This is a genomic window from Nocardia sp. NPDC059154 (assembly GCF_042755705.1).
In the GTDB taxonomy this organism is placed as follows: Bacteria; Actinomycetota; Actinomycetes; order Mycobacteriales; family Mycobacteriaceae; genus Nocardia.
In genome coordinates this window covers 9250-31574 of sequence record NZ_JBHZCS010000051.1, presented here as the reverse complement: position 1 = coordinate 31574, position 22325 = coordinate 9250, and the positions used below count along the sequence as shown (strand labels likewise).

Below are 22325 nucleotides of genomic sequence, written 5' to 3'. Positions count from 1 at the left end.
CAATGGCTGTCACGGCGTCACCGACCGATGTGCTGCACAGTGGCCTGGCCGAATCGGACCCGGGCGGCGAATTCACGTCACGCGCCGCCGCCGAGGCTTATGTCGGAAAAGTCTGTTTCAAACAGGGCCCACCGCTGCTCATCGGCGCCGAACTGGAGTGGCTCACCGCGCAGGGTGAACTTTCGGCGACCAACTCGCGTCCGGACCTCAGGGTCCTCGCGGACGCTCTCGGACCACATGCGCCACGGTCCATTTCCCCCGATTCCCCGGCCGTTCCATTGCCGGGAGGCAGCCGGGTCACCCTCGAACCCGGCGGTCAGATCGAACTGTCCAGCGCCCCGTTCGGCACCGCCGCCGAACTGTGCGAGCGCTTGCGGGCAGACACGATACGCCTGCGGGAGCTGCTCGAATCCCGCGAAATCCGAACTATTTCCGCTGCCGCCGACACAACTCGGCGGCCGCTTCGTGTGCTGCAGCTGCCGCGCTACCGGGCCATGGAGCGGTCCTTCGCCGGCATCGGCCCGTTCGGCGCGCTCATGATGTGCAATACCGCCGCCACCCAGGTGAGCGTCGACGCGGGCGCGAATCCCGCCGAGATCGCCGCCCGCTGGCAGGCCCTGTACGCCGTCGGTCCCGCCCTGCTGGGCGCTTTCGCCTGCTCACCGGGGCTGCACACCGCCCCGCCCGGCGACTGGGCCTCCCAGCGCATGCGGGCCTGGCAGCGGCTCGACCCGCTCCGCACCCGGCCGCCCGTGCACGACTGGGCCGACCCGATCACCGGGTACGCGCGCTGGGCGCTGGACGTGCCGCTGCTGTGCGTGCGGTCGATGGACCCGCAGGCCGATGACTGGTCGGCCCCGCCCGGTGCCACCTTCGCCGACTGGCTGTGCGGGGCGCTGGACGAGGAGATCGGCCGCCGCCCGGACCGGGCGGATCTGGACTATCACCTCACCACCCTGTTCCCGCCGGTCCGCGCGGCCGGGCACCTCGAGGTCCGCTACCTCGACACGCAGCCGGGCGACGGGTGGTCTGTGCCGGTGCATGCCATCGACGCGCTGCTGTCCGATCCCGGAACCATCACGGAGGCAACGGCTCTGGCCGCCTCCACCGCGGATCTCTGGTCCGAATCCGCCCGCCGCGGGCTGGCCGACGCGGAGCTGCGGGCAGCCGCGGTCGCCCTGCTCGACCTGGCCACCGCGCATGCCGGCACTCCCGAGGCGGCCAAGGAATTGGCTGCCGCCGCCGACCGATGTCGCAGCGGCCGCACCCCGACAGAATCGGAAGTTCTCTCATGACTGTTCAGCATCTGCCGGGATCGGATCGGGCGGAGACCGAGGCGTTGCGCGGACGAATCGCGGACGCGCTCGAGCGGGCGCGCCGGCGGACCATCGGACTGACCGAGTGCGTCGACGAGGCCGAACTGGTCGTGCAGCACTCGCGACTGATGAGCCCGCTGGTCTGGGATCTCGCACACATCGGCAACCAGGAGGAACTCTGGCTGGTGCGCGATGTGGGCGGGCGGGAACCCGTGCGGCAGGACATCGATCACCTCTACGACGCCTTCCGGCACGCCCGGGCGGACCGGCCCGCGCTGCCGCTGCTGGATCCGGCGCAGGCCCGCGACTATGTCGGCACCGTACGGGACAAGGTGTGGGATGTGCTGGACCGCAGCCCCTTACGCGGCAATGACCTGGTCCACGACGGCTTCGCCTTCGGCATGATCGCCCAGCACGAGCAGCAGCACGACGAAACCATGCTCGCCACCCACCAGTTGCGGACCGGTGAAGCGGTGCTGTCCGCCCCGCCCACCCCCGCCGCGCGGGTGGCGGTCACCGGTGAAGTCGTCGTTCCCGCAGGCGAATTCATCATGGGCACCGACTCCGATCCCTGGGCCCTGGACAACGAGCGGCCCGCGCACCCGGTGCACGTCGACGCCTTCGCCATCGACGCCGCGCCCATCACCAACGAGCAGTATCTGGCCTTCGTCGACGACGGCGGCTACGAGCGGCCCGAGCTGTGGTCCGAGCGCGGCTGGGCGCACCGCGTGGAGGCCGGGCTGACGGCGCCCCAGTTCTGGGAGCAGGACGCCGGAGGGCGTTGGTGGCGTAGGGTTTTCGGCACCATGCAGCCGCTGCGTGCCCACCAGCCGGTGGTGCACGTCTGCTGGTTCGAGGCCGAGGCCTACGCGAACTGGGCGGGCAAGCGCCTGCCCACCGAGGCGGAATGGGAGAAGGCCGCCCGCTTCGATCCGGCCACCGGCCACTCCCGCCGATACCCCTGGGGCGACATCGATCCCACCGAAGCACTGGCGAATCTCGGCCAGCACCACCTGGAACCGGCCGATGTCGGGGCCTACCCCGCGGGGGCGTCCCCGGCCGGTGTCCATCAGCTGATCGGCGACGTCTGGGAGTGGACCGCTTCGGGTTTCGAGGCCTACCCGGGCTTCCGTGCCTTCCCGTACCGGGAATACTCCGAGGTCTTCTTCGGCGGCGACTACCGCGTCCTGCGCGGTGGTTCCTTCGGTGCCGACCAGGTCGCCTCCCGCGGCACCTTCCGCAACTGGGATCACCCGATCCGCCGTCAGATCTTCGCCGGCTTCCGCCTCGCCCGGGACCTGAGATCGGACGAGCGCTGATGTGCCGTCACCTCGCCTACCTGGGCCCACCCACCCCGGTAGGGGTTCTCCTGACCCGGGGCCCGAATTCCCTGCGCACCCAATCCTGGGCCCCGCGCGACATGCGCGGCGGCGGCACCATCAACGCCGACGGTTTCGGCGTCGCCTGGTGGCACCACCCCGATGCCGCCGCTCCCGACCACGGACCCGGCGTCATCTGGCACGGCGGCACGGCGGCGGATATCCGGGCTGCGGCGGAAACCGTCGGCGCTCAGATGGATCAGGCCGGATCCGGTGCCGCGGGGGCGGATCCGGTGGTCAGCCGGTATCGCAATGCGGCACCGATCTGGACGGATCCGGCGGTCGACGAGGTGTTGCCGCAGATCCGGTCCGGAGCAGTACTGGCCGCAATCCGTTCCGCCACAGTGGGAATGCCGGTAGAGCGAGCAGCCTGCGCCCCGTTCACCCACGGCCGCTGGGCCTTCAGCCACAACGGCGCGATCCCCGACTGGCGGCGGGCGCTGAGTGCGGTTGCCGCCGAATTCGATTCGCCACCGCTCCTGGAGGCAGAGTCCCTGACCGACTCCGCCGCCCTATGGGTGATCCTGCGCGGACTGCTCGAAGGTGGTGGCGACACCACTGCGCGCGTCGAGCATTCGGGCATCGGCGAATCGCGGAGTTTCGGCGCGACGGTGGCGTCCCGGTCGTCGATCAGTGTCACCTCGGCTTCCGGTGCAGCGCCGGAGGTTCGGATCTGGGGGTCGGCCACGACCTCGGACGGCTCTGTGTTCCACGGTGCGGGGGCGAGAGATCCGGGGGAGGTATTGCGGCTGGTGATGGCGGCGGTGCTGGCGCGGTCGCCCCGCGCGCGGTTGAACTTGCTGATGGGGGACGGGGCGGGGATTTGGGGGACGACGTGGCATCACTCTTTGTCGGTGTTGGAGACCGACGGGTTCGTGTTGGTGGCCTCGGAACCGTTCGATGACGATCCGCGGTGGCGGCTGATTGCCGATCGGCAGCTGCTGAGCGTGCGGGACGGGCGGGTGTCGGTGGAACCACTGGATATCGAGATCGGAAGGGCTGGCTCATGACTGCAGCTACGCTGGAAATTCATCTGACCGACGAGGATTTGACGACCGCGCTGCGCGCGGACGTGCGACAGGGGCTGACCGCGGAACCGAAGTGGTTGCCGCCCAAGTGGTTCTACGACGCACGCGGCAGCGAGCTGTTCGAGAAGATCACCGAACTGCCCGAGTACTACCCGACCCGCACCGAGCGGGCCCTGCTGGAACGGGTGGTCGGCGAGATCGCCCGGACCGCGCAGGCCGAGGTGCTGGTCGAGCTCGGCGCGGGATCGGCGGCCAAGACCCGGCTGTTGCTCAACGCACTGCAGGCCGAGGGTCCGCTGAAGAGCTATGTGCCGCAGGATGTCTCGGTCTCGGCGCTGCGGATGGCGGCGGACGAGGTGGCCGCGGAGTTCCCCGGCCTGGGCGTCCACGGCGTGGTCAGCGATTTCACCGCCACCCTCGACAACCTGCCCGGCGGCGGCCGCCGCATGGTCGCCTTCCTGGGCGGCACCATCGGCAACCTGATCCCCGCCGAGCGCGCCGAATTCCTCGGCGGCATCCGGGATGTCCTGGAACCGGGCGAGCAGCTGCTGCTCGGCGCGGGCCTGGTCATCGACCCGGCGGTTCTGGTTCCCGCTTACGACGACGCCGCGGGTGTCACCGCGGAATTCAATCGCAATGTGCTGCATGTCCTGAACACACGGCTGGGCGCGAACTTCGAACCGGAGAAGTTCAGGCACGTCGCGATCTGGGACGCCGAACGGGAGTGGATCGAAATGCGCCTCGAGGCCACCGAGGCCATGTCCGTCCACATCCCGGAGCTCGACCTGACCGTCGATTTCGCGGCGGGCGAGCAGCTGCGCACCGAGATCTCCGCCAAGTTCCGCCGCGAGGTCCTCGAAAGCGAGCTGGACGCAGCCGGTTTCGCCACCGAGCGGGTCTGGACCGATCCTGCCGAGCGGTTCGCCCTGGTGCTCGCGGAGCGCAGGTAGGCACAGTGCTCGCGGAACGCAGGTAGGTGTGCGGGCGGTGGCGGCTACTTCTGCGCCGTCACCGCCGCCAGCCACTCGATGAGCGGTCGCATATCCTCCCACGCCGCCCGGACCTCCCGGGCGGCGCGCGGGGTGCTCAGCCACTTGGGTGCGCCGAAATCTCTGCCGGCGGTGAGGGATTTGTGCCGCAGCAGCTCGATGCGGGGGTGATCGATGTCGTAGCCCTTGGGTTTGGTCGCCAGCTTGTCCCCGCCGATCTGGTATCCGGCCGAGACGAGCTGTGCGATCAGCCCTTCCAGTTCCGCCCCGCGCACCTCGTCGTCGATGGCGACCCGCAGCGCGGTGAGCTGGGCGCTCTCGGCGGCGTACATGCCGCCCCCCACCCGCAGTCCGGCCGCGCTGATCTGGACGTACCAACCGGAGTACTGCGCGCTGTACACCACCGCGCCCTGATGGTTCTTGTAGGGCGACTTGTCCTTGGCGAAGCGCACATCCCGGTACGGCCGGAAGATCTTGGCCTCGCCGAAGTCCGGTTCCAGCTCGGCGACAAGGGCTTTCATCGGATCCCGGACGGACTTCTCCCATACCTGCTTGTGGGCGTTCCAGAAGGTCTTGCTGTTGTCGGCTTCCAGATCCTCGTAGAAGTCGAGTCCGGCGAGCGGGAATCCGGTGAATGCGGTCATGTCAATTAGTGTTCGGCATGACCCCGGAGCCGTAGATCGCGACCCCGATGATGATGCCCAGCACCAGCGCCACCCCGGAGGCGACCGCGGCCCACTTGCCCAGCGGCTCGCCCTTGCCGTGCCCGATCACGCCGAGCACGATGCCCGCGATGCCGAACAGCGGCGGACAGAAGATGAGCGCGATGACCGCGCAGACGAATCCGATGATCGAGAAGGTCTGCGGCCCGCTGCGCGGCGGCGGCGCACCGAAATTCGCGCCACCGGGATACGGCTGATACGGCTGCCCGTAGGGCTGCTGACCGTACGGCTGCTGACCGGGTCCGAACTGCTGCGGGTACGGCGGCTGCGCACCCTGGGGGTAAGAAGGCTGCGAACCCTGAGGGGAGGGAGCGTTCGGGTATGGCGGAAACCCGCCGCCCGGGTAGGCGGCCGGTGGTTGATCGCCCTGTGGCGGGTATCCGTACACCCCGCCCGCCGGGTACTGCGGCTGGGCCGGTGGCGGCTCGAACTGCGCGGCCGGATTGAACTGCGTGGGGTCGGGCTGACCGGGAGGCGGGGGAGTGCCCGGGATGTACCGGAAGGTGATGTCGTCCTCGGGCGGTTCGTCGGTGGGCCGAGCGCCCGAGGCGTCCTCCGGCGTGTCCGACGCTGGCGCGTCGGATTCCTTCTTGAACATATCGGCCGGTCCGGTGCCGGATTCGTCCGACGGCTTGCCGGGCTCGTGCGGCGGCGTGCTCATCGCGCCCTCCTCGATCGTGGTGTGCGTCTTCAGGGATATCCCTCTGCGGGACGTGCTACGCAACAGTCCTAATCGCCGAGTTCCTCCACGATGTCCATGGCGGCGACCTCCGCGGGCCGGTCGTCCTCGGCCACGAACTCCTCACGCTGCCGCCGGCGGCTCCACTCCTGGTCCAGTTCGGCTCCGATGCCGAGCCTGCCGGTGTCGTCGTTCTCGCGATTGCGGATGATGAGGTCCTCGGGCGGATCGGTGATGAACCGCGTGTACTCGCGGATCTCGTCTTCCTGATCGTCGTCGCCGAGGTCGTAGTCGAGGTTGTCGACATCGCTGTCGAAGACCTGATCGGTGTCGAAGATCTCGTCCATGACGCGGGCATCGTCCTCGTCGGGCCGGCCGGCCATTCGGCACCACCTCTCCGCGCAGTCAGCGCACCAGTAGCAACCCTGAGTTCGATCCAACGCTACCGCTTGCCTTCAGAAACGGACATCCATTGCCATCCCCATTTCACGCAAGAGCACCCCTCCCGTGCAGCGGGAGGGGTGCTCTTGGGTGTGTTCTTCGGGCTGAGCTACGAAGCCGGTTATGCGTTCCCGTTGAAAAGGCCGGTGACGGAACCGTTTTCGAAGACCTCGCGGATGGTCTGTGCCAGCAGCGGGGCGATCGACAGCACGGTCAGCGTCGGGAACTTCTTGGCCTCGTCGATCGGCAGGGTGTTGGTCACCACGACCTCCTTGGCCCCGCAGCTGGCGAGACGCTCGGCGGCCGGGTCGGACAGGATGCCGTGGGTGGCGGCGATGACCACGTCGCCCGCGCCGGCCTGCTTCAGCACCTTGACCGCGCCGGCGATGGTGCCACCGGTGTCGATCATGTCGTCGATCAGGATGCAGGTGCGGCCCTCGACCTCACCGACCACGCGGTTGGAGACGGTCTGGTTGGGGACCAGCGGGTCGCGGGTCTTGTGGATGAACGCCATCGGCGCGTCCGCCAGCGAGTTGGCCCACTTCTCGGCGACCTTCACGCGGCCGGCGTCGGGGGAGACGACCGTGATGTTGGACAGGTCGTAGTTGTTGCGGATGTGCTCGGCCAGCTGCACCTGCGCGTGCATGTGATCGACCGGGCCGTCGAAGAAGCCCTGGATCTGATCGGTGTGCAGGTCGATGGTGATGATGCGGTCCGCGCCCGCGGTCTTGAGCAGGTCCGCGATCAGGCGGGCCGAGATGGGCTCGCGGCCGCGGTGCTTCTTGTCCTGACGGGCGTAGGGGTAGAAGGGCAGCACCGAGGTGATGCGCTTGGCCGAACCGCGCTTGAGCGCGTCGATCATGATCAGGTGCTCCATGACCCACTGGTTCAGCGGGGCCGGGAAGCTCTGCAGCACGAAAGCGTCGGAGCCGCGCACCGATTCCTCGAACCGGACGAAGGTCTCACCGTTTGCGAAGTCGCGCGCGGTCTGGGGAGTGACGTGAACGTTGAGTTCCTTGGCCACCGCCTCGGCGAGCTCAGGATGAGCGCGCCCCGAGAACAGCATCAGATTCTTCTGGTTATCGGTAGAGAACGCGGTCACTGACGTTCGCCATCCTTTTGCTCGTTGGATATCTCGGTGGTTCCCGGCGGATCCGGGAGAGCCGCGAGCGCCGCTTCGGCCGCGCGGGCTGCATCGGTGCCGGGGCGATTGCGCTGCACCCAGCCTTCAATGTTGCGTTGTGCTCCACCCGACACCGCGAGCGCTCCCGGGGGAACGCTTCTGCGCAGTACAGTACCCGCCGCCGAATACGCGCCGTCACCCACGGTGACCGGCGCGACGAACATGGTGTCGCTGCCCGTGCGCACGTGCGAGCCGACCGTGGTGTGGTGCTTCTTGACCCCGTCGTAATTGACGAAAACGCTGGAGGCGCCGATATTGCTGTATTCGCCGATGGTGGCGTCGCCGACATAGGTCAGGTGCGGGACCTTGGAGTGCGCGCCGATGGTGGCGTTCTTGGTCTCGACGAAGCCGCCGATCTTGCCCTCCGCGCCGAGCGAGGTGCCGGGCCGCAGATAGGCGAAGGGGCCGACGCTCGCGCCCGGGCCGATGCTCGACTTCTCGCCGTGCGTGCGCACCACCTTGGCGCCGTCGCCGACGGTCACGTCGGTGAGCGTGCAATCCGGTCCGACCTCGGCGTCCTCGCCGATCACGGTGTCGCCCAACAGTTGTACGCCCGGCCGGATGACGGCGTCGCGGCCGATGACCACGTTCCCGTCGATCCAGGTGCTGCCCGGATCGATGATGGTGACCCCGGCGCGCATGTGCCGTTCCAGGATGTAGCGGTTGAGGGTGCGGGCCGCGCCGGCCAGCTGCACCCGATCGTTCACGCCGGTGACCTTGGCGGAATCGATCAGCCGCGCGCCGTGCACCGGATGTCCGGCCTCACGGGCCAGCTTGAGCACGTCGGTGAGGTACAGCTCGTGGCGGGCGTTGGCGGTATCGATGCGCGAGATCATGATTCGCAGCACGGCCGCGTCGAAGACGTAGACGCCGGAGTTGACCTCGGTGATGGCCGCCTGCGCCGGGCTGGCGTCGGCGTGCTCGACGATCTCCAGCACGTGGCCCTGGGCGTCGCGCACGATGCGGCCGTAGCCGTTCGGGTCCTCGGGCTCGAAAGTCAGTACGGTGACTGCGGATCCGTCGGAGTAGCTGCGGTGCTCGTCGAGCAGCGCGTGCAGGGTGTGCCCGTCCAGCAGTGGCACGTCGGCGTAGGTGACGAGGACGTCGCCGTCGAAGTTCTCCGGCAGCGAGGTGAGCGCGCACTGCACGGCGTGCCCGGTACCGCGTTGTTCCTCCTGCACCGCCAGGGTGATCTGGCGGCCCAGTTCGGCTCCCACCTTGCCGACCGCGTCGCCGACCTGTTCGCGATCGTGACCGATCACGGTGATGAGCGCCGTCGGGTCGATCTCGTGCGCGGCATGCAGCGCGTGGGCGAGCATGCTCCGACCGGCGAGCGGGTGCAACACCTTGGGTGTCTTGGACCGCATTCGGGTTCCGGCTCCGGCGGCGAGAACGACGACGGCGGTCTGCTGTGGCATGGATCTCCCTCGGCTGCCGGTCATCGTGTGCTGAGTCAAGTTGTGCTGGGCCACAGTGGGTCAGCACCCACAGCGTGGTCAGCGATTTTGTGCGGGGCCCACCATATCGACCCTGCGCGTGAGCTCCGCCGCCAGGACTCGAACCTGGACAAACTGAACCAAAATCAGTTGTGCTGCCATTACACCACGGCGGATTGGCGCTTCATGCGGGTCTGATCCTCGCATGAAGTACGCCTCTACGTCGAACCGCTTACATAGATTCGAACGTGTCTGTCGATAGGCTACGTACGAATGCGCGGCGGCCCATGGCCCCGCACCCCCTGCAAAGGTGCTCGGGGGCAGGGTGAAAGGGCAGGTGGCGATGACGACGGGCGAGGGCTCCAAGCCGGCGCGGCCGCGCATGACCGGCACCCAGCGCCGCCAGCAGCTCATCGAGATCGGCCGGGCGCTGTTCGCGGAGCGGGGGTACGACGCCACCTCGATCGAGGAGATCGCGGCGCGGGCCCAGGTGTCGAAACCGGTGGTGTACGAGCACTTCGGCGGCAAGGAGGGGCTCTACGCCGTGGTGGTCGACCGGGAGATGTCGACGCTGCTGGAGATGATCACCTCCTCGCTCACCCAGAACCGTTCGCGGGTGCGGCTGGAGCAGGTGGCGCTGGCGTTGCTCACCTATATGGAGGAGCGCACCGACGGCTTCCGGATCCTCATGCGGGATCAGCCGGTGTCGGCCGCGGAGGGCACCTACTCGAGTCTGCTGAACGAGGCCGTGAATCAGGTGGCGCACATTCTGGCCGGGGATTTCGAGCGCCGCGGGCTGGACCCGACGCTGGCGACGCTGTACGGGCAGGCGCTGGTGGGAATGGTTGCGACGGCGGCGACCTGGTGGCTGGACGAGCGCCAGCCATCGAAGGAAGTGGTGGCCGCGCACCTGGTGAACCTGTGCTGGAACGGCCTCACTCATTTGGAGGCGGAACCCCAGCTGGCGTCGGAATGGCCGAGCGGCAAGGGGTTATAGAACCCGGCGGTTTGAATTCAGGTCTGATATGTCTGTCCTAGCGGGGCAGAACTGGACAGTTAACCAGCGAATTGCGAAGGAGGACGGGTCGAATGCTCGAATCGACTGGCAGCACGCAGCCGGGTGGTACGGTTCACCCATCCTTCGAGTGCTGTTCGAACTGTGATGTCGGTCAACTTCGGGATATCGGTCTACTTCAGGATGGCTGGTTTGATGACAGGCGGCTCTGATGGCTAGGCAGGCGCGTGCGGAGATCACTCGCGATTCCGTGCTCGCGGGCGCGGCCGATGTCTTTCTGCGACTGGGCTACGCGAACGCGTCCCTGTCCGAGATCATCGCGCAGTCGAATGTGACCAAGGGCGCGTTGTACTTTCACTTCGGATCCAAGGAAGAACTGGCGCGCGCGGTCGTCGATCAGGGCAACGAGCGACTGGTCAGCGCATGCCAGGGATTCTTCGATCCGCGGGTGCCGGCGCTGGAGGCGTGCATCGGGATCACCTATGTGGTCGCCGACCTCACCATGAACGACCCGATGGTGGGCGCGATGCTCAAACTGACCCATCAGATCGGCGACTATCGCGGCGCGACCGGCGACAATATCGCCAAGACCTGGGGTGAGACGCACCGTTTGCTCGCCGAACGCGCGATCACCCAGGGGGATCTCAAACCCGACCTGGATCCCGACACCATCGGCATGCTGCTGCAGGAGATGACCACCGGCGTCCATATCGTCGCGGTCAGCACCGAGTCCATCGATCAGATGGCGACCCGCATGGAGCGGGCCTGGTACTTCCTGCTGCCGAGCATCGTGCCCGAGGAGAAGGTCGCCTACTTCCGCGAATTCGCGGCTCGCCGCCTGCGTCGCTACGTGCAGTAGGACTGTGCACCGTGCGGTGCGTGTGAGCACGTAGCGAGCAGTGCTGTGGCGCAGCGGGTTTCGCGAATCGGCTACTTGAGCCCCGCCTGCCACTTGGTGAGCGCCTTGGTGAACAGGCGGTTGGCCTCGTCGGCGTGGTAGTCGTTGACGTTGGCGTTGTAGTCGAAGTACCAGACCTTGCCGCCCGACCGGCAGACATAGTGCAGGCCGCGGGCCTGGCCACCGCCGGCCGCCGTGGCGTCCATCTGGTAGCCGATGATCTCGTCGCCCACCGCCGGAATGTTCGAGATCTTCGTGTACACGATCTGCATGCCGTCGTAGATCACCGTCGGGCAATTGTCGGAGGCGTCCTTCTCCTCGTCGAATTCGCTCTGGATCTCGGTGGGGGTGCGGAACGCGACCGTCGTCGCCACCGAGGCGCCGCCGTAGCCGCCCTTCTGGGCGAACGCTGAGGTGGCCTTCGCCGCCGGTTTGGTCGCGGGCGGGGCGGCCTCCTTCTTCAGCTTCGCGGTGCAGTCCGGAGTCTCACCCGAGACCCGGGCCTCATCGGTGCCGTCGTTGGTCTGCTGCTCCTTCTTGGTGTCCTCGGTCCACCCGACCGGCAGGTCGTCGACCGCCAGCACCATTGCCGCCGGATCGCTCGTGCCGGCCCCGGTTTTGGTAGTGGCGGCCGCGCTCGATGTCTCCGCGGACTGGGCCTGCGTGCCGCCCGCATCATCCGGCCGCGTCGCCACCACAGCGATCACCGCACCCACGACCAGCACCGCGACCCCGGCCAGCGCCACCAGGATCATCCGATTCTTGTTGCGCCCCAACGGTTGTGTGACCACCGGCGGTTGTGCGCCGAACTGACCCGGTGCGCCGAAGGGCTGCTGCTGCGCGAATTGTCCTTGCGGCATACCGAACTGGCCCTGAGGGGAGCTGAACTGGCTCTGCGGCGAACCGAACCCCGGCGGCGGGAACCCGTGCTGCGGAACATCATGACCCGGTCCCGGGGCGAAGTGCTGGGGCTGTTCGAACTGCTGCTGTGGTTGCCCGAATTGCTGCTGCGACGGGAACCGGCCTTGCGGCGGAAACTGCGTCTGAGCCGGTTGCCCGTGCCACTGCTGGGTGGCTGCCCACTGGCCGTCCGGCTGCGGTGGATTGCTGTGGTGGTCCGGTTGCCCGCCGGAGGGTGGCGCGGGTGGCGGTGTGGTCATGCAGTCCCCTGGATCCGGGCGTTCTGGTCACAGCGGGTCGAGCCCCGGACCTCCTCCCCGCGGGGACCATTGTTATCACAGGGCCCCGACGCCGGTAGGTCGGCGAAATCGGCGGCAGAGCCCGGGACGGGCTACTCGCCCTCGAGTTTTCGCCGGCCGCCTGCGCGGTTGTTGGCGATGATCTGCCGGAACATGGTGAGAAGGGCTGGAGCATTGAGGGTTTCGCCCTCCGCTACGGCGATCATGCGGGCGGTCTTGTTGTCGTGACCACCGGTGATGATGCCCTCGGGATCGGGCACGATGGCCCCGTCGTAGAGGAAGATGTCGACGGCCTTCTTGGTGGCGAGCAGCGCGCAGATATTGCCGTCGAGCACGAAGTAGGGCCGGACCGTGCGTTTGATGGTCTCCTCGACCGCCGGGTCGGCGGCGTGCACCAGGTCGCGGACCTGGCCGCAGATGGCCTGTTGCCAGCCGGGCAGGGCGTCGATGTAGGCGTCCACTCGCGGATCGCTCGCATAGGACATTCCGCCATCCAAGCACGGCCGGGGCGCCCGGGGGCCAAGAAGCGTCTGCGTGCTGAAGCTGTCACAGCGGGTGACTAGACTCAGTTGGCTGTCTGAAACGCTGATCCGCGCCGAGGAGTCTGCCCCATGACCACCCAACGTCCACCTCTGGCGGGACTGGCTGCGGTGGCCGGTGCCGATGCCGCGCTGGAGCAGGTCGCGAGTCTGATCGGCCGGGAGTCGGCGATGCTGGTCGCGCCGTCGGCGGTGCGGCCGTTCGTGGCGTCGACCATTGCCGGGCACCGCCCGCTGCTGGTGGTGACGGCCACCGGGCGGGAGGCCGACGATCTGGCCGTCGAGCTGACGGAGATGCTGGGCGACACGGTCGCACTGTTCCCGTCCTGGGAGACGCTGCCGCACGAGCGGCTCTCGCCGGGCGCGGACACCGTGGGCCGGCGGCTGCAGGTGCTGCGCCGGCTGGCGCATCCGGAGGACCCGGGGTTCGCGGGTCCGCTGCGGGTGGTGGTCACCACGGTGCGCTCGCTCATGCAGCCGATGGCGGCGGGGCTGGGGGAGATCGAACCCATCGTGCTGCGCCGCGGCGCCGAGTTCGACTTCGACCAATTGCTCACGCGGCTGGTGGAATTCGCCTACGAGCGGGTCGACATGGTCGGCAAGCGCGGCGAGTTCGCGGTGCGCGGCGGCATTCTGGACGTCTTCCCGCCGACCGCGGATCATCCGGTGCGCGTGGAGTTCTGGGGCGACGAGGTCTCCGAGGTGCGCGCCTTCTCGGTGCAGGACCAGCGCTCGATCCACGAGGTGCCGATCGACCTGGTGGTCGCGCCGCCGTGCCGGGAACTGCTGCTCACCGACGCCCTGCGGGAACGCGCCGCCCAGGTGGCCGCCGAGAATCCGGCCGATGCCGCGCTGGTGGAGATGCTGGAGAAGATCTCCCAGGGCGTCCCGGTGGAGGGCATGGAGGCGCTGCTGCCGGTGCTGCAGCCCGGTGAGCTGCAACTGCTGGTGGACGCGCTGCCCGCGGAAACCCATGTGCTGCTGTGCGATCCGGAGAAGGTCCGCACCCGCGCCGCCGACCTGGTGCGCACCGGGCAGGAATTCCTGGAGGCGTCGTGGACGGCGGCCTCCTTCGGCGGGGCCGCCCCGCTGGGCGCGCACGGGCTGGATCTGGCCGCCTCCAGTTACCGGGGGCTGGATGTGGTGCACGCCGATGCCGAGCGGCGCGGCCTGCCCTGGTGGACGCTGAGCCCGCTGGCCGCCGACGATCCGAAGGAGATCGCGCTGCCGGTGCTGGCCGCCGCCTCGGCGCGCGGTTCGGAGGAGCTGGTCGCCACCATCTTCGCCTCGCTGCGCGCGCATGTCGCGACCGGTGGCCGCGCGGTCATCGTGGTGGCCGGACACGGTACGGCGCAACGCATTCTGGAACGGCTGGCCGATGCCGAGGTGCCCGCGGCGGCGCTGGAGGCCGGTGCCGAGCCGGTGCGCGGACTGGTCGGCGTGCTGTGCGGGTCGCTGCACGACGGCGTCGTGTTCGATGACGCCAAGCTGGTGGTGATCGCGGAGTCCGACCTCACCGGCAACCGGGTCACCGCGCCCGGCGAGGGCAAGAAGCTGCCCGCGCGGCGGCGCAACCAGGTCGATCCGCTGGCGCTGACCGCCGGCGACATGGTGGTGCACGACCAGCACGGCATCGGCCGCTTCGTGGAGATGATCGAACGGACCGTCGGCGGCGCGCGCCGCGAGTACCTGGTCATCGAGTACGCGCCCAGCAAGCGCGGCCAGCCGGGGGACCGGTTGTTCGTGCCGATGGACTCGCTGGATCAGCTGTCGCGCTACGTCGGCGGCGAGATGCCGTCGCTGTCCAAACTGGGCGGTTCCGACTGGGCCAATACGAAGCGCAAGGCGCGCAAGGCGGTTCGCGAGATCGCCACCGAGCTGGTGCAGCTCTATGCCGCCCGGCAGGCCGCGCCCGGCCACGCCTTCGGCGCGGACACGCCGTGGCAGCAGGAGATGGAGGACGCCTTCGCGTTCACCGAGACCGTCGATCAGCTCTCGGCCATCGCCGAGGTGAAGTCCGATATGGAGAAGGCGGTCCCGATGGACCGCGTGATCTGTGGTGACGTCGGCTACGGCAAGACCGAGATCGCGGTGCGCGCGGCCTTCAAGGCGGTGCAGGACGGTAAGCAGGTGGCCGTGCTGGTGCCGACCACGCTGCTGGCGCAACAGCATCTGCAGACCTTCACCGAGCGGATGGCCGGTTTCCCGGTGGTGGTGAAGGGCCTGTCCCGCTTCACCGATGCGACCGAATCGCGGGAAATCCTGGAGGGCATGACCACCAAGGATGTCGACATCGTGGTGGGTACCCATCGTCTGCTGCAGACCGGGGTGCGCTGGAAGGATCTGGGCCTGGTCGTCATCGACGAGGAGCAGCGGTTCGGCGTCGAGCACAAGGAGCACATCAAGGCGCTGCGCACCCACGTGGACGTCCTGACCATGTCCGCCACGCCGATTCCGCGCACGCTGGAGATGTCCCTCGCCGGCATTCGCGAGATGTCGACCATCCTCACCCCGCCGGAGGAGCGGCATCCGGTGCTCACCTACGTGGGCGCCTACAACGACAAGCAGGTGGCCGCGGCCATCCGCCGTGAGCTGTTGCGCGACGGCCAGGTGTTCTACGTGCACAACCGGGTGTCGTCGATCGACAAGGCGGCCAAGCGGATTCGCGACCTGGTGCCGGAGGCGCGAGTGGCGGTCGCGCACGGGCAGATGAACGAGGACATGCTCGAGAAGACCGTGCAGGGCTTCTGGGAGCGGGAATTCGATGTGCTGGTGTGCACCACCATCATCGAGACCGGTCTGGACATCTCCAATGCCAATACCCTGATCGTGGAACGCGCCGACGCCCTGGGCCTTTCGCAGCTGCACCAGCTGCGCGGGCGGGTCGGCCGCTCGCGGGAACGCGGCTACGCCTACTTCCTGTACCCGCCGGAGAAGCCGCTCACCGAGACCGCTTACGACCGGCTCGCGACCATCTCGCAGAACTCGGATCTGGGCGCGGGCATGGCGGTGGCCATGAAGGACCTCGAGATTCGCGGCGCGGGCAATGTGCTGGGCGCCGAGCAGTCCGGCCATGTCGCGGGTGTCGGCTTCGACCTGTACGTGCGCCTGGTCGGCGAGGCGGTGGAGGCCTACCGGGCCGCCGCCGACGGCCGCCCGATCTCGGTGGACGAGGAGGTCAAGGAGGTCCGCATCGACCTGCCGGTGGACGCCCACATCCCGCCCGACTACATCGCCTCCGACCGCCTGCGCCTGGAGGCATACCGCAAACTCGCCGCCGCCCAGGACGATTCGGCGCTCTCGGCGGTGGTCGAGGAACTGGTGGACCGCTACGGCCCGCTCCCCGTGGAGGTCGGCCGCCTGGTCTCGGTCGCCAAGCTGCGCCTGCTGGCCCGCGAGTACGCCATCGCCGAGATCGGTGTCACCGGAACCACTCTGAAGGTGTCGCCGCTGCAGCTCCCGGATTCCAAGCAGCTGCGGCTGAAGCGGCTGTACCCCAGCGCCACCTACCGCCCGGCGACCGGCATCGTCCAGCTGCCGTTGCCGCGCGTCGAGGACAGCGTCGGCGCGGCCCGCGTCCGCGACGTGCAGGTGCTCCAGTTCGTCGCGGACCTGCTGCTCGCCCTGGACGGAAAGGCCCCGGGCGCAGTGGATGTCAAGGTCGCAGCGGAGGTGCTGGCTCCCCGATGAGTTGCCCGACCAACGCAAGCCCGCCACGGGCGTTCGTAGGGCGGGCCGTCGTGCCGACGGCGTCGTGCGTCCGGCCCGCGGCTGCGGTGGCGTGATGAGTACCGGGAACGGCGCGGGAGCGGAGTCGGTCCGGCGGGCCCCGGAACAGCCCAGCGCGGGTGGCGGTTTCGGGCGTGGCGAGGCGGGGCGCGAGGCGATGGCGGCCGAATCCGCGGCGGATGCCGCGCGCATGATCGCGGCGCTGGGCGAGGCGGTCGAGGTGATGGACCGGCTGTGGAACTTCGGCGGGTGGGAGGTGACGCAGACGCATGATTCGCTGCGGCCGTACCTGCTGGAGGAGACGTACGAACTCCTGGATGCCATTCAGGCCGAAGACGCGGAGACCATCAAGGAGGAGCTGGGGGATCTGCTGCTGCAGGTGCTGTTCCACTCCCGGATCGCCGAGGCCGCAGGGGAATTCACCGTCGCCGACGTGGCCGCGGCGCTGGTGTCCAAGCTGGTGCACCGCAGTCCGCATCTGATCGGTGAGCACGGTTCCGGCGAATACGGCATCGATCCGGCCGCGGCGGTCGCCGACAAGATCGCGGCGCAGGAAAAGGCTTGGGAGGAGCGCAAATCCGCCGAGAAGGCGCGGCGCTCCTGCCTGGACGGCATTGCCATGGCGCAGCCCGCGCTGGCGCTGGCGGAGAAGGTTCGCTCGCGAGGTATCAAGGCGGGTTTACCCGAGGAGCTGATTCCCGGCGCTCTGCGTGTCGTGGAGCTCGGCGGGCCGGACAGTGCCGAAGAGCGGTTGCGCAAGGCCACTCTCGCGTTCGCCGAAGCCATCCGCGCCGCCGAGGATGCCGCGGAAATCGATCGGGGTGAGCGGCGCGCGCTGGCCGCCGCGGACTGGCATCGGTACTGGCCGCGCGGCTGAACGGGATCCGGCGTCGCGGACGGATCGGGCGTCGCGGTCGCGATGCCGGGCGATAACGGCGGTGTTGCCTTCGGCTCGTTTCGGCTAGCGTCAGAGGGGTGCATGCTTCGGGGCGCGAATCGATTACCGAGTACTACCCGTCACGAACGGGTGCGATCATCGCGCTGGTCTTCTTCCTATTGATGACCGCGCTACCCGGTTTCGTGGTGTTCGACGGCAATCAGCAGCTGGTCATGCGGGTGCTCGGCGGATTGGCCATGGCGTTGTTCGGTTTCGGGGTGTATGCCATGCTCGAGGATCTGCTTCGCCCGCAGCCGACCCTGCTGGTCACCGACCAGGGCTTCACCTATCGCGGGTTTCCGCATGTGGCGTGGGCGGAGGTGGAGCGGGTGCGGCTGGGCATCGGGCGGTTGCGCAAGGGCGGTCGCGCGGAGATGTTCGCCGAGGTGGTGCTGCGCGATCCGGCCGAATTCCGTGACCGCGTACAGGCACTCGGCGATGTGACGACGCGCCGTAATCCGGACCGCCGGCTGTTCATCGTGGCCGAGCGGCTGCCGGTGCCGGTGCCGATGGTGGTGGACGTGATGCGGGAGCATCATCCCGGTCTGTCGGTGCGTGCCGTCGAGGACGCGCCCGCCGACGCGCCGCCGGCCGCGCCCCGCTCACCCGATCGCGACATGGTGGAGAGCGCGCTCGTGAGCGCCCTCACCGATGCGCTCCCCGTCGGCTGGAATCTCGCGGTCCTGTGGTTCTCCCGGGTCGGCGACGACGGCCACGCCGGCATCCAGCTCGAGCTGACCGACCCCGACGCCGATCACACCGACGAGTTCCAGCCCTCCGAGGAGATCCTCACCCTCCTCAACCGGCTCAAGGAAGTCTGCTACGACCAGATGACCGGCACCTGGCTCAGCGGCCAGGTCGTCCTCCGGGCCGCCTCCACCAAGGCCGAATTCACCCTGTCCTTCAAGGAAATCCCCGACTGGCTCCCCATCCCCGAGCCCGACGAATGCCGCCGCGAACTCGCCACCTACCCCCGGGCCGGCGACGAAATCCCCACCTGGCTCCGCCAACGCATCTCCTGACCGCGCGGACCGCTCAGGGCCGGACGTTCTCGACTACGTCGGTGATCACCGAATAGGTGCTCAATACGTTGCTCTTGATCGGCGCGTGGTCGGGCCAGTCGTGTGCTGCCCGAAACGCATCCGACTCCAGATACCCGATATACGCGGCCTCATCGGCGAATTCGAGCATCGACACATAGCCGCGCCCGACCTCCCGGGCGCGCATCAGCCGTGCCCCCACCAGTCCCGGTACCGCCGACAGCGTCCCCCGCATGCTCGCCCCGAAGTTCCGTTCGAACACCTCCCGATCCGCGTCCGCCACGAACAACTCATTGACGACGACAAACATGACTACTCCTCGAGATTCAGCGCGCGACCGATGAATCGCACGGTGGTGGACAGCACCCGATCGAAACCATCCCCTGCGTCGATCCGATCGATGGCCCGTCCCAACGCCCCATCGACCAGCTCCGCGGTCAACTCCGGTTCCGGATCTCCCCGCTCGGCGAGTGCCTGCCGCAGCGGTTCGGCCATTTCATGATGCGTACGTGAAATCCGCTCCCGTGCACTCGCATCCGTCAGCCCAGCCCCGCCGAGGACGGCGATCCGATGCGCCCCCGCCCCCGCCAACTCCACCGTGGCCTGCACATAGGCGATGACGCGCGCATCCGCCCCTTCGGCGGCCGCGACGGCCTCGCCCACGATCCGCCCCCAGCTGGCGAACGAGTCCACCACGATCCGCGCGAGAATCTCCTCCCCCGACCGGAAGTACTTGTACACACTGCTCCTGGCCAGCCCCGCCGCCGCCCCCACCGCCGCCGGCGTCACCGCCCCAACCCCCTTGCTCAGCAACAACTCCCGCGCCGCCGCGAGCAGCACCTGCTCCTGATTGGCCCGATGCTCCGCCACCGTCGGCGCGTCGATCCTCGGCACCCGAACCTCCTATCTTGGCGACACTGTGTCCCCAAGATAGCAGTCATGGCGACACGCTGTCGCCAAGATCGCTATTCGGATTCGAGTGGTTCGGCGCGCATCCTTGGGATAGGGATCGACAATGGTGCGGGGAACATCATCGCGCAGAGATGCTGCAGAAGACCTGACTCGGCCAGGCCGCCGCGGGTTCAGTCTTCGGCGAGGTAGCGCTCAACTGTTTCGACCTTGGCCTTCATGGCGTCGGTGACGCCCGGGCGGATGTCGGCTTTGAGGACGAGGCTGCAGCGTGGGGCGACTGCCATGACGGCGTCGGTGGCTTGCTTGACGACGGCCATGACCTCGTCCCATTCACCTTCGATGGTGGTGAACATGGCATTGGTCTCGTTGGGGAGGCCGCTGGCGCGGACGATCCGGACCGCTTCGGCGACGGCGCGGCCGACGTTCTCGCCGACGCCGAGCGGGGTCACGGAGAAGGCGATGATCAAACGTTCACGCCGTAGTCGCGGGCGATGCCGGCCAGGCCGGAGGCGTAGCCCTGGCCGATGGCGCGGAATTTCCACTCGGGGCCGTGGCGGTAGAGCTCGCCGAAGACCATGGCGGTTTCGGTGGAGGCGTCCTCGGTGAGGTCGAAGCGCGCCAGTTCGGAACTGGTCACGGCGTCGATCACGCGGATGTAGGCGTTGCGGACCTGGCCGAAGGACTGACGGCGGACGTCGGCCTCGTGGATGGAGACCGGGAAGAAGATATTGGTGATGGTCGGCGGCATGGCGGCCAGGTCGACATTGATCACCTCGTCGTCACCGTCGCCCGCGCCGGTGAGGTTGTCGCCGGTGTGCTCGATGGTGCCCTCGGGGGAGCGCAGGTTGTTGTAGAAGATGAAGTGCGCGTCGGAGAGCACGCGCTGGTTGGATCCGCAGGCCAGTGCGCTGGCGTCCAGGTCGTAATCGGCGCCGGTGGTGGTGCGCACGTCCCAGCCCAGCGCCACCGCGACCTTGGTCAGGTTGGGGGCCTGTTTGGACAGCGAAACGTTTCCGCCCTTGGCCAAGCTGACAGACACACGGACTCCTTCGATACTCAGTTGCGGTTGGCCGCCATCGCTTTGAGCGTCGCGACTCGTTTCTCCAGATAGCGTAGTTCGCTGTCGTCGAGGACGGTGCGCTGAATTCCCGTGGCGACCGAGAATGCCGATTGCCGGTGGTCGTCGATCACCTCGACGGTCAATTCCACCGCCACATAGTCGTCCGCGTCCGGCATGGGATCGGCGATCACCTTGGCGGTGCCGCGGGCGCACAGCGCCACATCGCCGCCGCCCAGAATCAGCAGCGCGATATCGGGGCGTTCCCGCAGCCGCGCCAGCGAGCCGCGATCGAACTTGAGGCTGAGCAGGATTCGGCGATCACCGGCGCGCACCGGCCAGGAGACCGGGATGGCGTGCGGTGCGGGATCGGTGGTGACGAGGACCGCGATGGTGTCCTGCGGCCATTCGGGGAGGGCGTCCAGTTCGGGGTGGTCGGTCGGATGTGCTGTCGTCTCGGTGTCGTCCGGTTCCGTCACTGTCGAGGGCTCCTGACGTTCCCGCGCTTCGGCTACCATCCGCGTCACCTCACCATCGGCTCCGCACAGCGGGCTGGACTGTGCTGCCGCAAGTGTATGCCGTTGCCGCGCTGGCCCGCTGGCGTCCGATCGGGGCCCGCGGCGTGCCGGTTCCGCGAGGTTCGTCCGTTACGACTGTGAAAACACCGCCGGACCTGCGGGGAAACAGATTGACGAGAAGCGATAACGGCTGCATCATTCGTTACAGTCCCTCGACTGAACGAGGTCATGCGAGTAGCCGGCCGATGACCGCCCGGTGAATATCGTCCGCCCATCCGGGTGTCGACGAACGCAGCAGCTTTTCCCAACCGGCGCGGCAGGCGCTATGTGAACGAGTGAGGTGAGTGCGAATGGGATTCCGGCCGTATCAGCGACGACCGTGGAATACACCTCGCACCGCCCTGTCCGCTCCGTTCTTCTGACTGCCCAACAGGTTTCACGACGCTGCCGGTACCGGGTCCGCCCGGCGTCCGGTCGCGCCGGTCCGGGGCTGCAGATATGAGGTGAACAGCGCGAAGAGAGCGGAGATGGTGATGGCGGATCTGGGTTCGGGGCAGCAGCCGGAAATGGTGGAGATGGTGGGGCGCGCGACCGCGGCGAATCTGGTGGTATCGGATGCGGTCATCGACGATCTGCGTTACCTGCGTGGCGAACTGGCGGCCGCGGACGTGCCGTTCGTGCTGGTGCGCGATGCCGACCATCGGCTGGTACTGGCCGTGGACAGCGGTCACCGGTCGGCCCTGAGACGGGTGCTGGGGGCCGCGATGGTCGCGGGCTTCTCCTGCAACGAGAAGCCGCACAATGTCTTCCGCCTCGGCCGCGACCTGGACCCGGCCCATCACGTGGAGCTCGAGCTGTGGGAGTACCACGGCGACACCGTCGAGTGCCCGCGCCCGAATGCCCTGACCCGCATGGTCTTCGACGTCGCCGACGTGGAACCCGCCACCGTGCTGCTCTACGACGCCAGCTGGCCCACCCTGGCGGGGATGTTCACCCCCAACCCGACCGACGTCGGCTTCGACATCGACCTGGTTTTCTCGTGGGTGGATGGCACCGACCCCGAATTCCGCGCCCGCCGTGCCGGAATGATGGCGCAGGTGGTGGTCGGCGAGGGCGACGAGGCGGACGCCCGCATCCGCCAGATCGACGAACTGCGCTACGCCCTGCGCTCGGTGCACAAGAACGCGCCGTGGATCCGCCGCATCTTCATCGCCACCGATTCCCGGATTCCGGACTGGCTGGCCGACGACCCGAAGGTCACCATTGTCCGTGCGGTGGACCACTTCTCGGACATCAGCGGCCTGCCGG

22 protein-coding genes and 1 tRNA gene are annotated in these 22325 nt (G+C 68.2%); 10 read left to right on the top strand and 13 right to left on the bottom strand.

Features of this window, described 5'->3' with window-relative positions:
* Positions 1 to 2 precede the first annotated feature (2 nt).
* The 4 genes from egtA to egtD are packed head-to-tail and all read left to right on the top strand — an operon-like array spanning position 3 to position 4673.
* Entirely contained in the window at positions 3 to 1295 is a 1293-nt protein-coding gene (gene egtA, locus ACFXN1_RS34790) for an ergothioneine biosynthesis glutamate--cysteine ligase EgtA (protein ID WP_379439451.1), read from the top strand.
* The gene (egtB, locus tag ACFXN1_RS34785) at positions 1292 to 2635 is read left to right on the top strand and encodes an ergothioneine biosynthesis protein EgtB (protein WP_379439450.1); all 1344 of its coding nucleotides are present in this window, start codon (positions 1292 to 1294) and stop codon (positions 2633 to 2635) included. The genes egtA and egtB overlap by 4 nt, the downstream gene beginning before the upstream one ends.
* On the top strand, positions 2635 to 3705 hold the full coding sequence (locus ACFXN1_RS34780; RefSeq protein WP_379439448.1) for an ergothioneine biosynthesis protein EgtC: 1071 nt from the start codon (positions 2635 to 2637) through the stop codon (positions 3703 to 3705). The genes egtB and ACFXN1_RS34780 overlap by 1 nt, the downstream gene beginning before the upstream one ends.
* The gene (egtD, locus tag ACFXN1_RS34775; protein WP_379439447.1) at positions 3702 to 4673 is read left to right on the top strand and encodes an L-histidine N(alpha)-methyltransferase; all 972 of its coding nucleotides are present in this window, start codon (positions 3702 to 3704) and stop codon (positions 4671 to 4673) included. Before ACFXN1_RS34780 ends, egtD begins: the two co-directional genes overlap by 4 nt.
* A gap of 44 nt (positions 4674 to 4717) precedes the next feature.
* On the opposite strand, the gene ACFXN1_RS34770 is transcribed toward egtD, so the two are convergent.
* The 6 genes from ACFXN1_RS34770 to ACFXN1_RS34745 all read right to left on the bottom strand — a co-directional run bounded on the left by ACFXN1_RS34770 (position 4718) and on the right by ACFXN1_RS34745 (position 9349).
* Complete coding sequence (locus tag ACFXN1_RS34770) at positions 4718 to 5356, bottom strand: DUF2461 domain-containing protein (RefSeq protein ID WP_379439445.1); 639 nt, start codon at positions 5354 to 5356, stop codon at positions 4718 to 4720.
* A gap of 1 nt (position 5357) precedes the next feature.
* Entirely contained in the window at positions 5358 to 6095 is a 738-nt protein-coding gene (locus ACFXN1_RS34765; RefSeq protein WP_379439444.1) for a hypothetical protein, read from the bottom strand.
* A 68-nt stretch (positions 6096 to 6163) separates the two neighbouring features.
* Positions 6164 to 6496: a hypothetical protein gene (locus tag ACFXN1_RS34760; protein WP_379397572.1), complete on the bottom strand. Its 333-nt coding sequence runs from the start codon at positions 6494 to 6496 to the stop codon at positions 6164 to 6166.
* A gap of 179 nt (positions 6497 to 6675) precedes the next feature.
* Positions 6676 to 7656 (bottom strand): ribose-phosphate diphosphokinase, encoded by a 981-nt coding sequence (locus tag ACFXN1_RS34755; RefSeq protein WP_379397574.1) that lies wholly within the window; start codon positions 7654 to 7656, stop codon positions 6676 to 6678.
* Positions 7653 to 9155, bottom strand: coding sequence for a bifunctional UDP-N-acetylglucosamine diphosphorylase/glucosamine-1-phosphate N-acetyltransferase GlmU (gene glmU, locus ACFXN1_RS34750; protein ID WP_379397576.1), 1503 nt, complete (start codon positions 9153 to 9155; stop codon positions 7653 to 7655). Before glmU ends, ACFXN1_RS34755 begins: the two co-directional genes overlap by 4 nt.
* Positions 9156 to 9278: 123 nt before the next feature.
* Positions 9279 to 9349, bottom strand: a tRNA-Gln gene (locus tag ACFXN1_RS34745).
* Between the two features lie 206 nt (positions 9350 to 9555).
* On the opposite strand from ACFXN1_RS34745, the gene ACFXN1_RS34740 reads away from it, so the two are divergent.
* Positions 9556 to 10170, top strand: a complete 615-nt coding sequence (locus ACFXN1_RS34740) for a TetR/AcrR family transcriptional regulator (RefSeq protein WP_354836545.1) — start codon at positions 9556 to 9558, stop codon at positions 10168 to 10170.
* Between the two features lie 229 nt (positions 10171 to 10399).
* On the top strand, positions 10400 to 11047 hold the full coding sequence (locus ACFXN1_RS34735; protein ID WP_379387467.1) for a TetR family transcriptional regulator: 648 nt from the start codon (positions 10400 to 10402) through the stop codon (positions 11045 to 11047).
* A 71-nt stretch (positions 11048 to 11118) separates the two neighbouring features.
* Here the strand turns inward: ACFXN1_RS34735 and ACFXN1_RS34730 are convergent, their stop codons facing one another.
* Entirely contained in the window at positions 11119 to 12246 is a 1128-nt protein-coding gene (locus ACFXN1_RS34730; protein ID WP_379439442.1) for a hypothetical protein, read from the bottom strand.
* Positions 12247 to 12377: 131 nt separating this feature from the next.
* On the bottom strand, positions 12378 to 12770 hold the full coding sequence (locus ACFXN1_RS34725) for a DUF1801 domain-containing protein (protein WP_379439441.1): 393 nt from the start codon (positions 12768 to 12770) through the stop codon (positions 12378 to 12380).
* A 126-nt stretch (positions 12771 to 12896) separates the two neighbouring features.
* On the opposite strand from ACFXN1_RS34725, the gene mfd reads away from it, so the two are divergent.
* From mfd to ACFXN1_RS34710, 3 genes are all read left to right on the top strand, one after another.
* Positions 12897 to 16514: a transcription-repair coupling factor gene (mfd, locus tag ACFXN1_RS34720; protein ID WP_379439439.1), complete on the top strand. Its 3618-nt coding sequence runs from the start codon at positions 12897 to 12899 to the stop codon at positions 16512 to 16514.
* A 196-nt stretch (positions 16515 to 16710) separates the two neighbouring features.
* Positions 16711 to 17430 carry a MazG family protein gene (locus tag ACFXN1_RS34715; protein WP_379439501.1) on the top strand — a complete coding sequence of 240 codons (720 nt, stop codon included), beginning with the start codon at positions 16711 to 16713 and terminating at the stop codon, positions 17428 to 17430.
* A 98-nt stretch (positions 17431 to 17528) separates the two neighbouring features.
* Positions 17529 to 18512, top strand: a complete 984-nt coding sequence (locus tag ACFXN1_RS34710) for a hypothetical protein (protein ID WP_379397584.1) — start codon at positions 17529 to 17531, stop codon at positions 18510 to 18512.
* A gap of 13 nt (positions 18513 to 18525) precedes the next feature.
* On the opposite strand, the gene ACFXN1_RS34705 is transcribed toward ACFXN1_RS34710, so the two are convergent.
* From ACFXN1_RS34705 to ACFXN1_RS34685, 5 genes are all read right to left on the bottom strand, one after another.
* Positions 18526 to 18840, bottom strand: a complete 315-nt coding sequence (locus ACFXN1_RS34705; protein WP_379439438.1) for an antibiotic biosynthesis monooxygenase family protein — start codon at positions 18838 to 18840, stop codon at positions 18526 to 18528.
* Between the two features lie 2 nt (positions 18841 to 18842).
* Entirely contained in the window at positions 18843 to 19424 is a 582-nt protein-coding gene (locus ACFXN1_RS34700; RefSeq protein WP_379439436.1) for a TetR family transcriptional regulator, read from the bottom strand.
* Between the two features lie 188 nt (positions 19425 to 19612).
* Positions 19613 to 19909 (bottom strand): MTH1187 family thiamine-binding protein, encoded by a 297-nt coding sequence (locus ACFXN1_RS34695; RefSeq protein ID WP_364623083.1) that lies wholly within the window; start codon positions 19907 to 19909, stop codon positions 19613 to 19615.
* Positions 19906 to 20481, bottom strand: a complete 576-nt coding sequence (locus ACFXN1_RS34690) for a TerD family protein (protein ID WP_354833161.1) — start codon at positions 20479 to 20481, stop codon at positions 19906 to 19908. Before ACFXN1_RS34690 ends, ACFXN1_RS34695 begins: the two co-directional genes overlap by 4 nt.
* A gap of 17 nt (positions 20482 to 20498) precedes the next feature.
* Positions 20499 to 20978, bottom strand: a complete 480-nt coding sequence (locus tag ACFXN1_RS34685; protein ID WP_379397589.1) for a hypothetical protein — start codon at positions 20976 to 20978, stop codon at positions 20499 to 20501.
* A gap of 605 nt (positions 20979 to 21583) precedes the next feature.
* Between ACFXN1_RS34685 and ACFXN1_RS34680 the strand changes: the two genes are divergently transcribed.
* A partial coding sequence (locus tag ACFXN1_RS34680) for a Stealth CR1 domain-containing protein (RefSeq protein WP_379463770.1) occupies positions 21584 to 22325 on the top strand: 742 nt, incomplete at its 3' end.

What these genes read in the sequence shown, in the direction of transcription:
- egtA (WP_379439451.1), top strand. Translation starts at nt 3, where the DNA reads ATGGCTGTCACGGCGTCACCGACCGATGTGCTGCACAGTGGCCTGGCC.
- egtB (WP_379439450.1), top strand. Translation starts at nt 1,292, where the DNA reads ATGACTGTTCAGCATCTGCCGGGATCGGATCGGGCGGAGACCGAGGCG.
- ACFXN1_RS34780 (WP_379439448.1), top strand. Translation starts at nt 2,635, where the DNA reads ATGTGCCGTCACCTCGCCTACCTGGGCCCACCCACCCCGGTAGGGGTT.
- egtD (WP_379439447.1), top strand. Translation starts at nt 3,702, where the DNA reads ATGACTGCAGCTACGCTGGAAATTCATCTGACCGACGAGGATTTGACG.
- ACFXN1_RS34770 (WP_379439445.1), bottom strand. Translation starts at nt 5,356, where the DNA reads ATGACCGCATTCACCGGATTCCCGCTCGCCGGACTCGACTTCTACGAG.
- ACFXN1_RS34765 (WP_379439444.1), bottom strand. Translation starts at nt 6,095, where the DNA reads ATGAGCACGCCGCCGCACGAGCCCGGCAAGCCGTCGGACGAATCCGGC.
- ACFXN1_RS34760 (WP_379397572.1), bottom strand. Translation starts at nt 6,496, where the DNA reads ATGGCCGGCCGGCCCGACGAGGACGATGCCCGCGTCATGGACGAGATC.
- glmU (WP_379397576.1), bottom strand. Translation starts at nt 9,155, where the DNA reads ATGCCACAGCAGACCGCCGTCGTCGTTCTCGCCGCCGGAGCCGGAACC.
- ACFXN1_RS34740 (WP_354836545.1), top strand. Translation starts at nt 9,556, where the DNA reads ATGACCGGCACCCAGCGCCGCCAGCAGCTCATCGAGATCGGCCGGGCG.
- ACFXN1_RS34735 (WP_379387467.1), top strand. Translation starts at nt 10,400, where the DNA reads ATGGCTAGGCAGGCGCGTGCGGAGATCACTCGCGATTCCGTGCTCGCG.
- ACFXN1_RS34730 (WP_379439442.1), bottom strand. Translation starts at nt 12,246, where the DNA reads ATGACCACACCGCCACCCGCGCCACCCTCCGGCGGGCAACCGGACCAC.
- ACFXN1_RS34725 (WP_379439441.1), bottom strand. Translation starts at nt 12,770, where the DNA reads ATGTCCTATGCGAGCGATCCGCGAGTGGACGCCTACATCGACGCCCTG.
- mfd (WP_379439439.1), top strand. Translation starts at nt 12,897, where the DNA reads ATGACCACCCAACGTCCACCTCTGGCGGGACTGGCTGCGGTGGCCGGT.
- ACFXN1_RS34715 (WP_379439501.1), top strand. Translation starts at nt 16,711, where the DNA reads ATGGCGGCCGAATCCGCGGCGGATGCCGCGCGCATGATCGCGGCGCTG.
- ACFXN1_RS34705 (WP_379439438.1), bottom strand. Translation starts at nt 18,840, where the DNA reads ATGTTTGTCGTCGTCAATGAGTTGTTCGTGGCGGACGCGGATCGGGAG.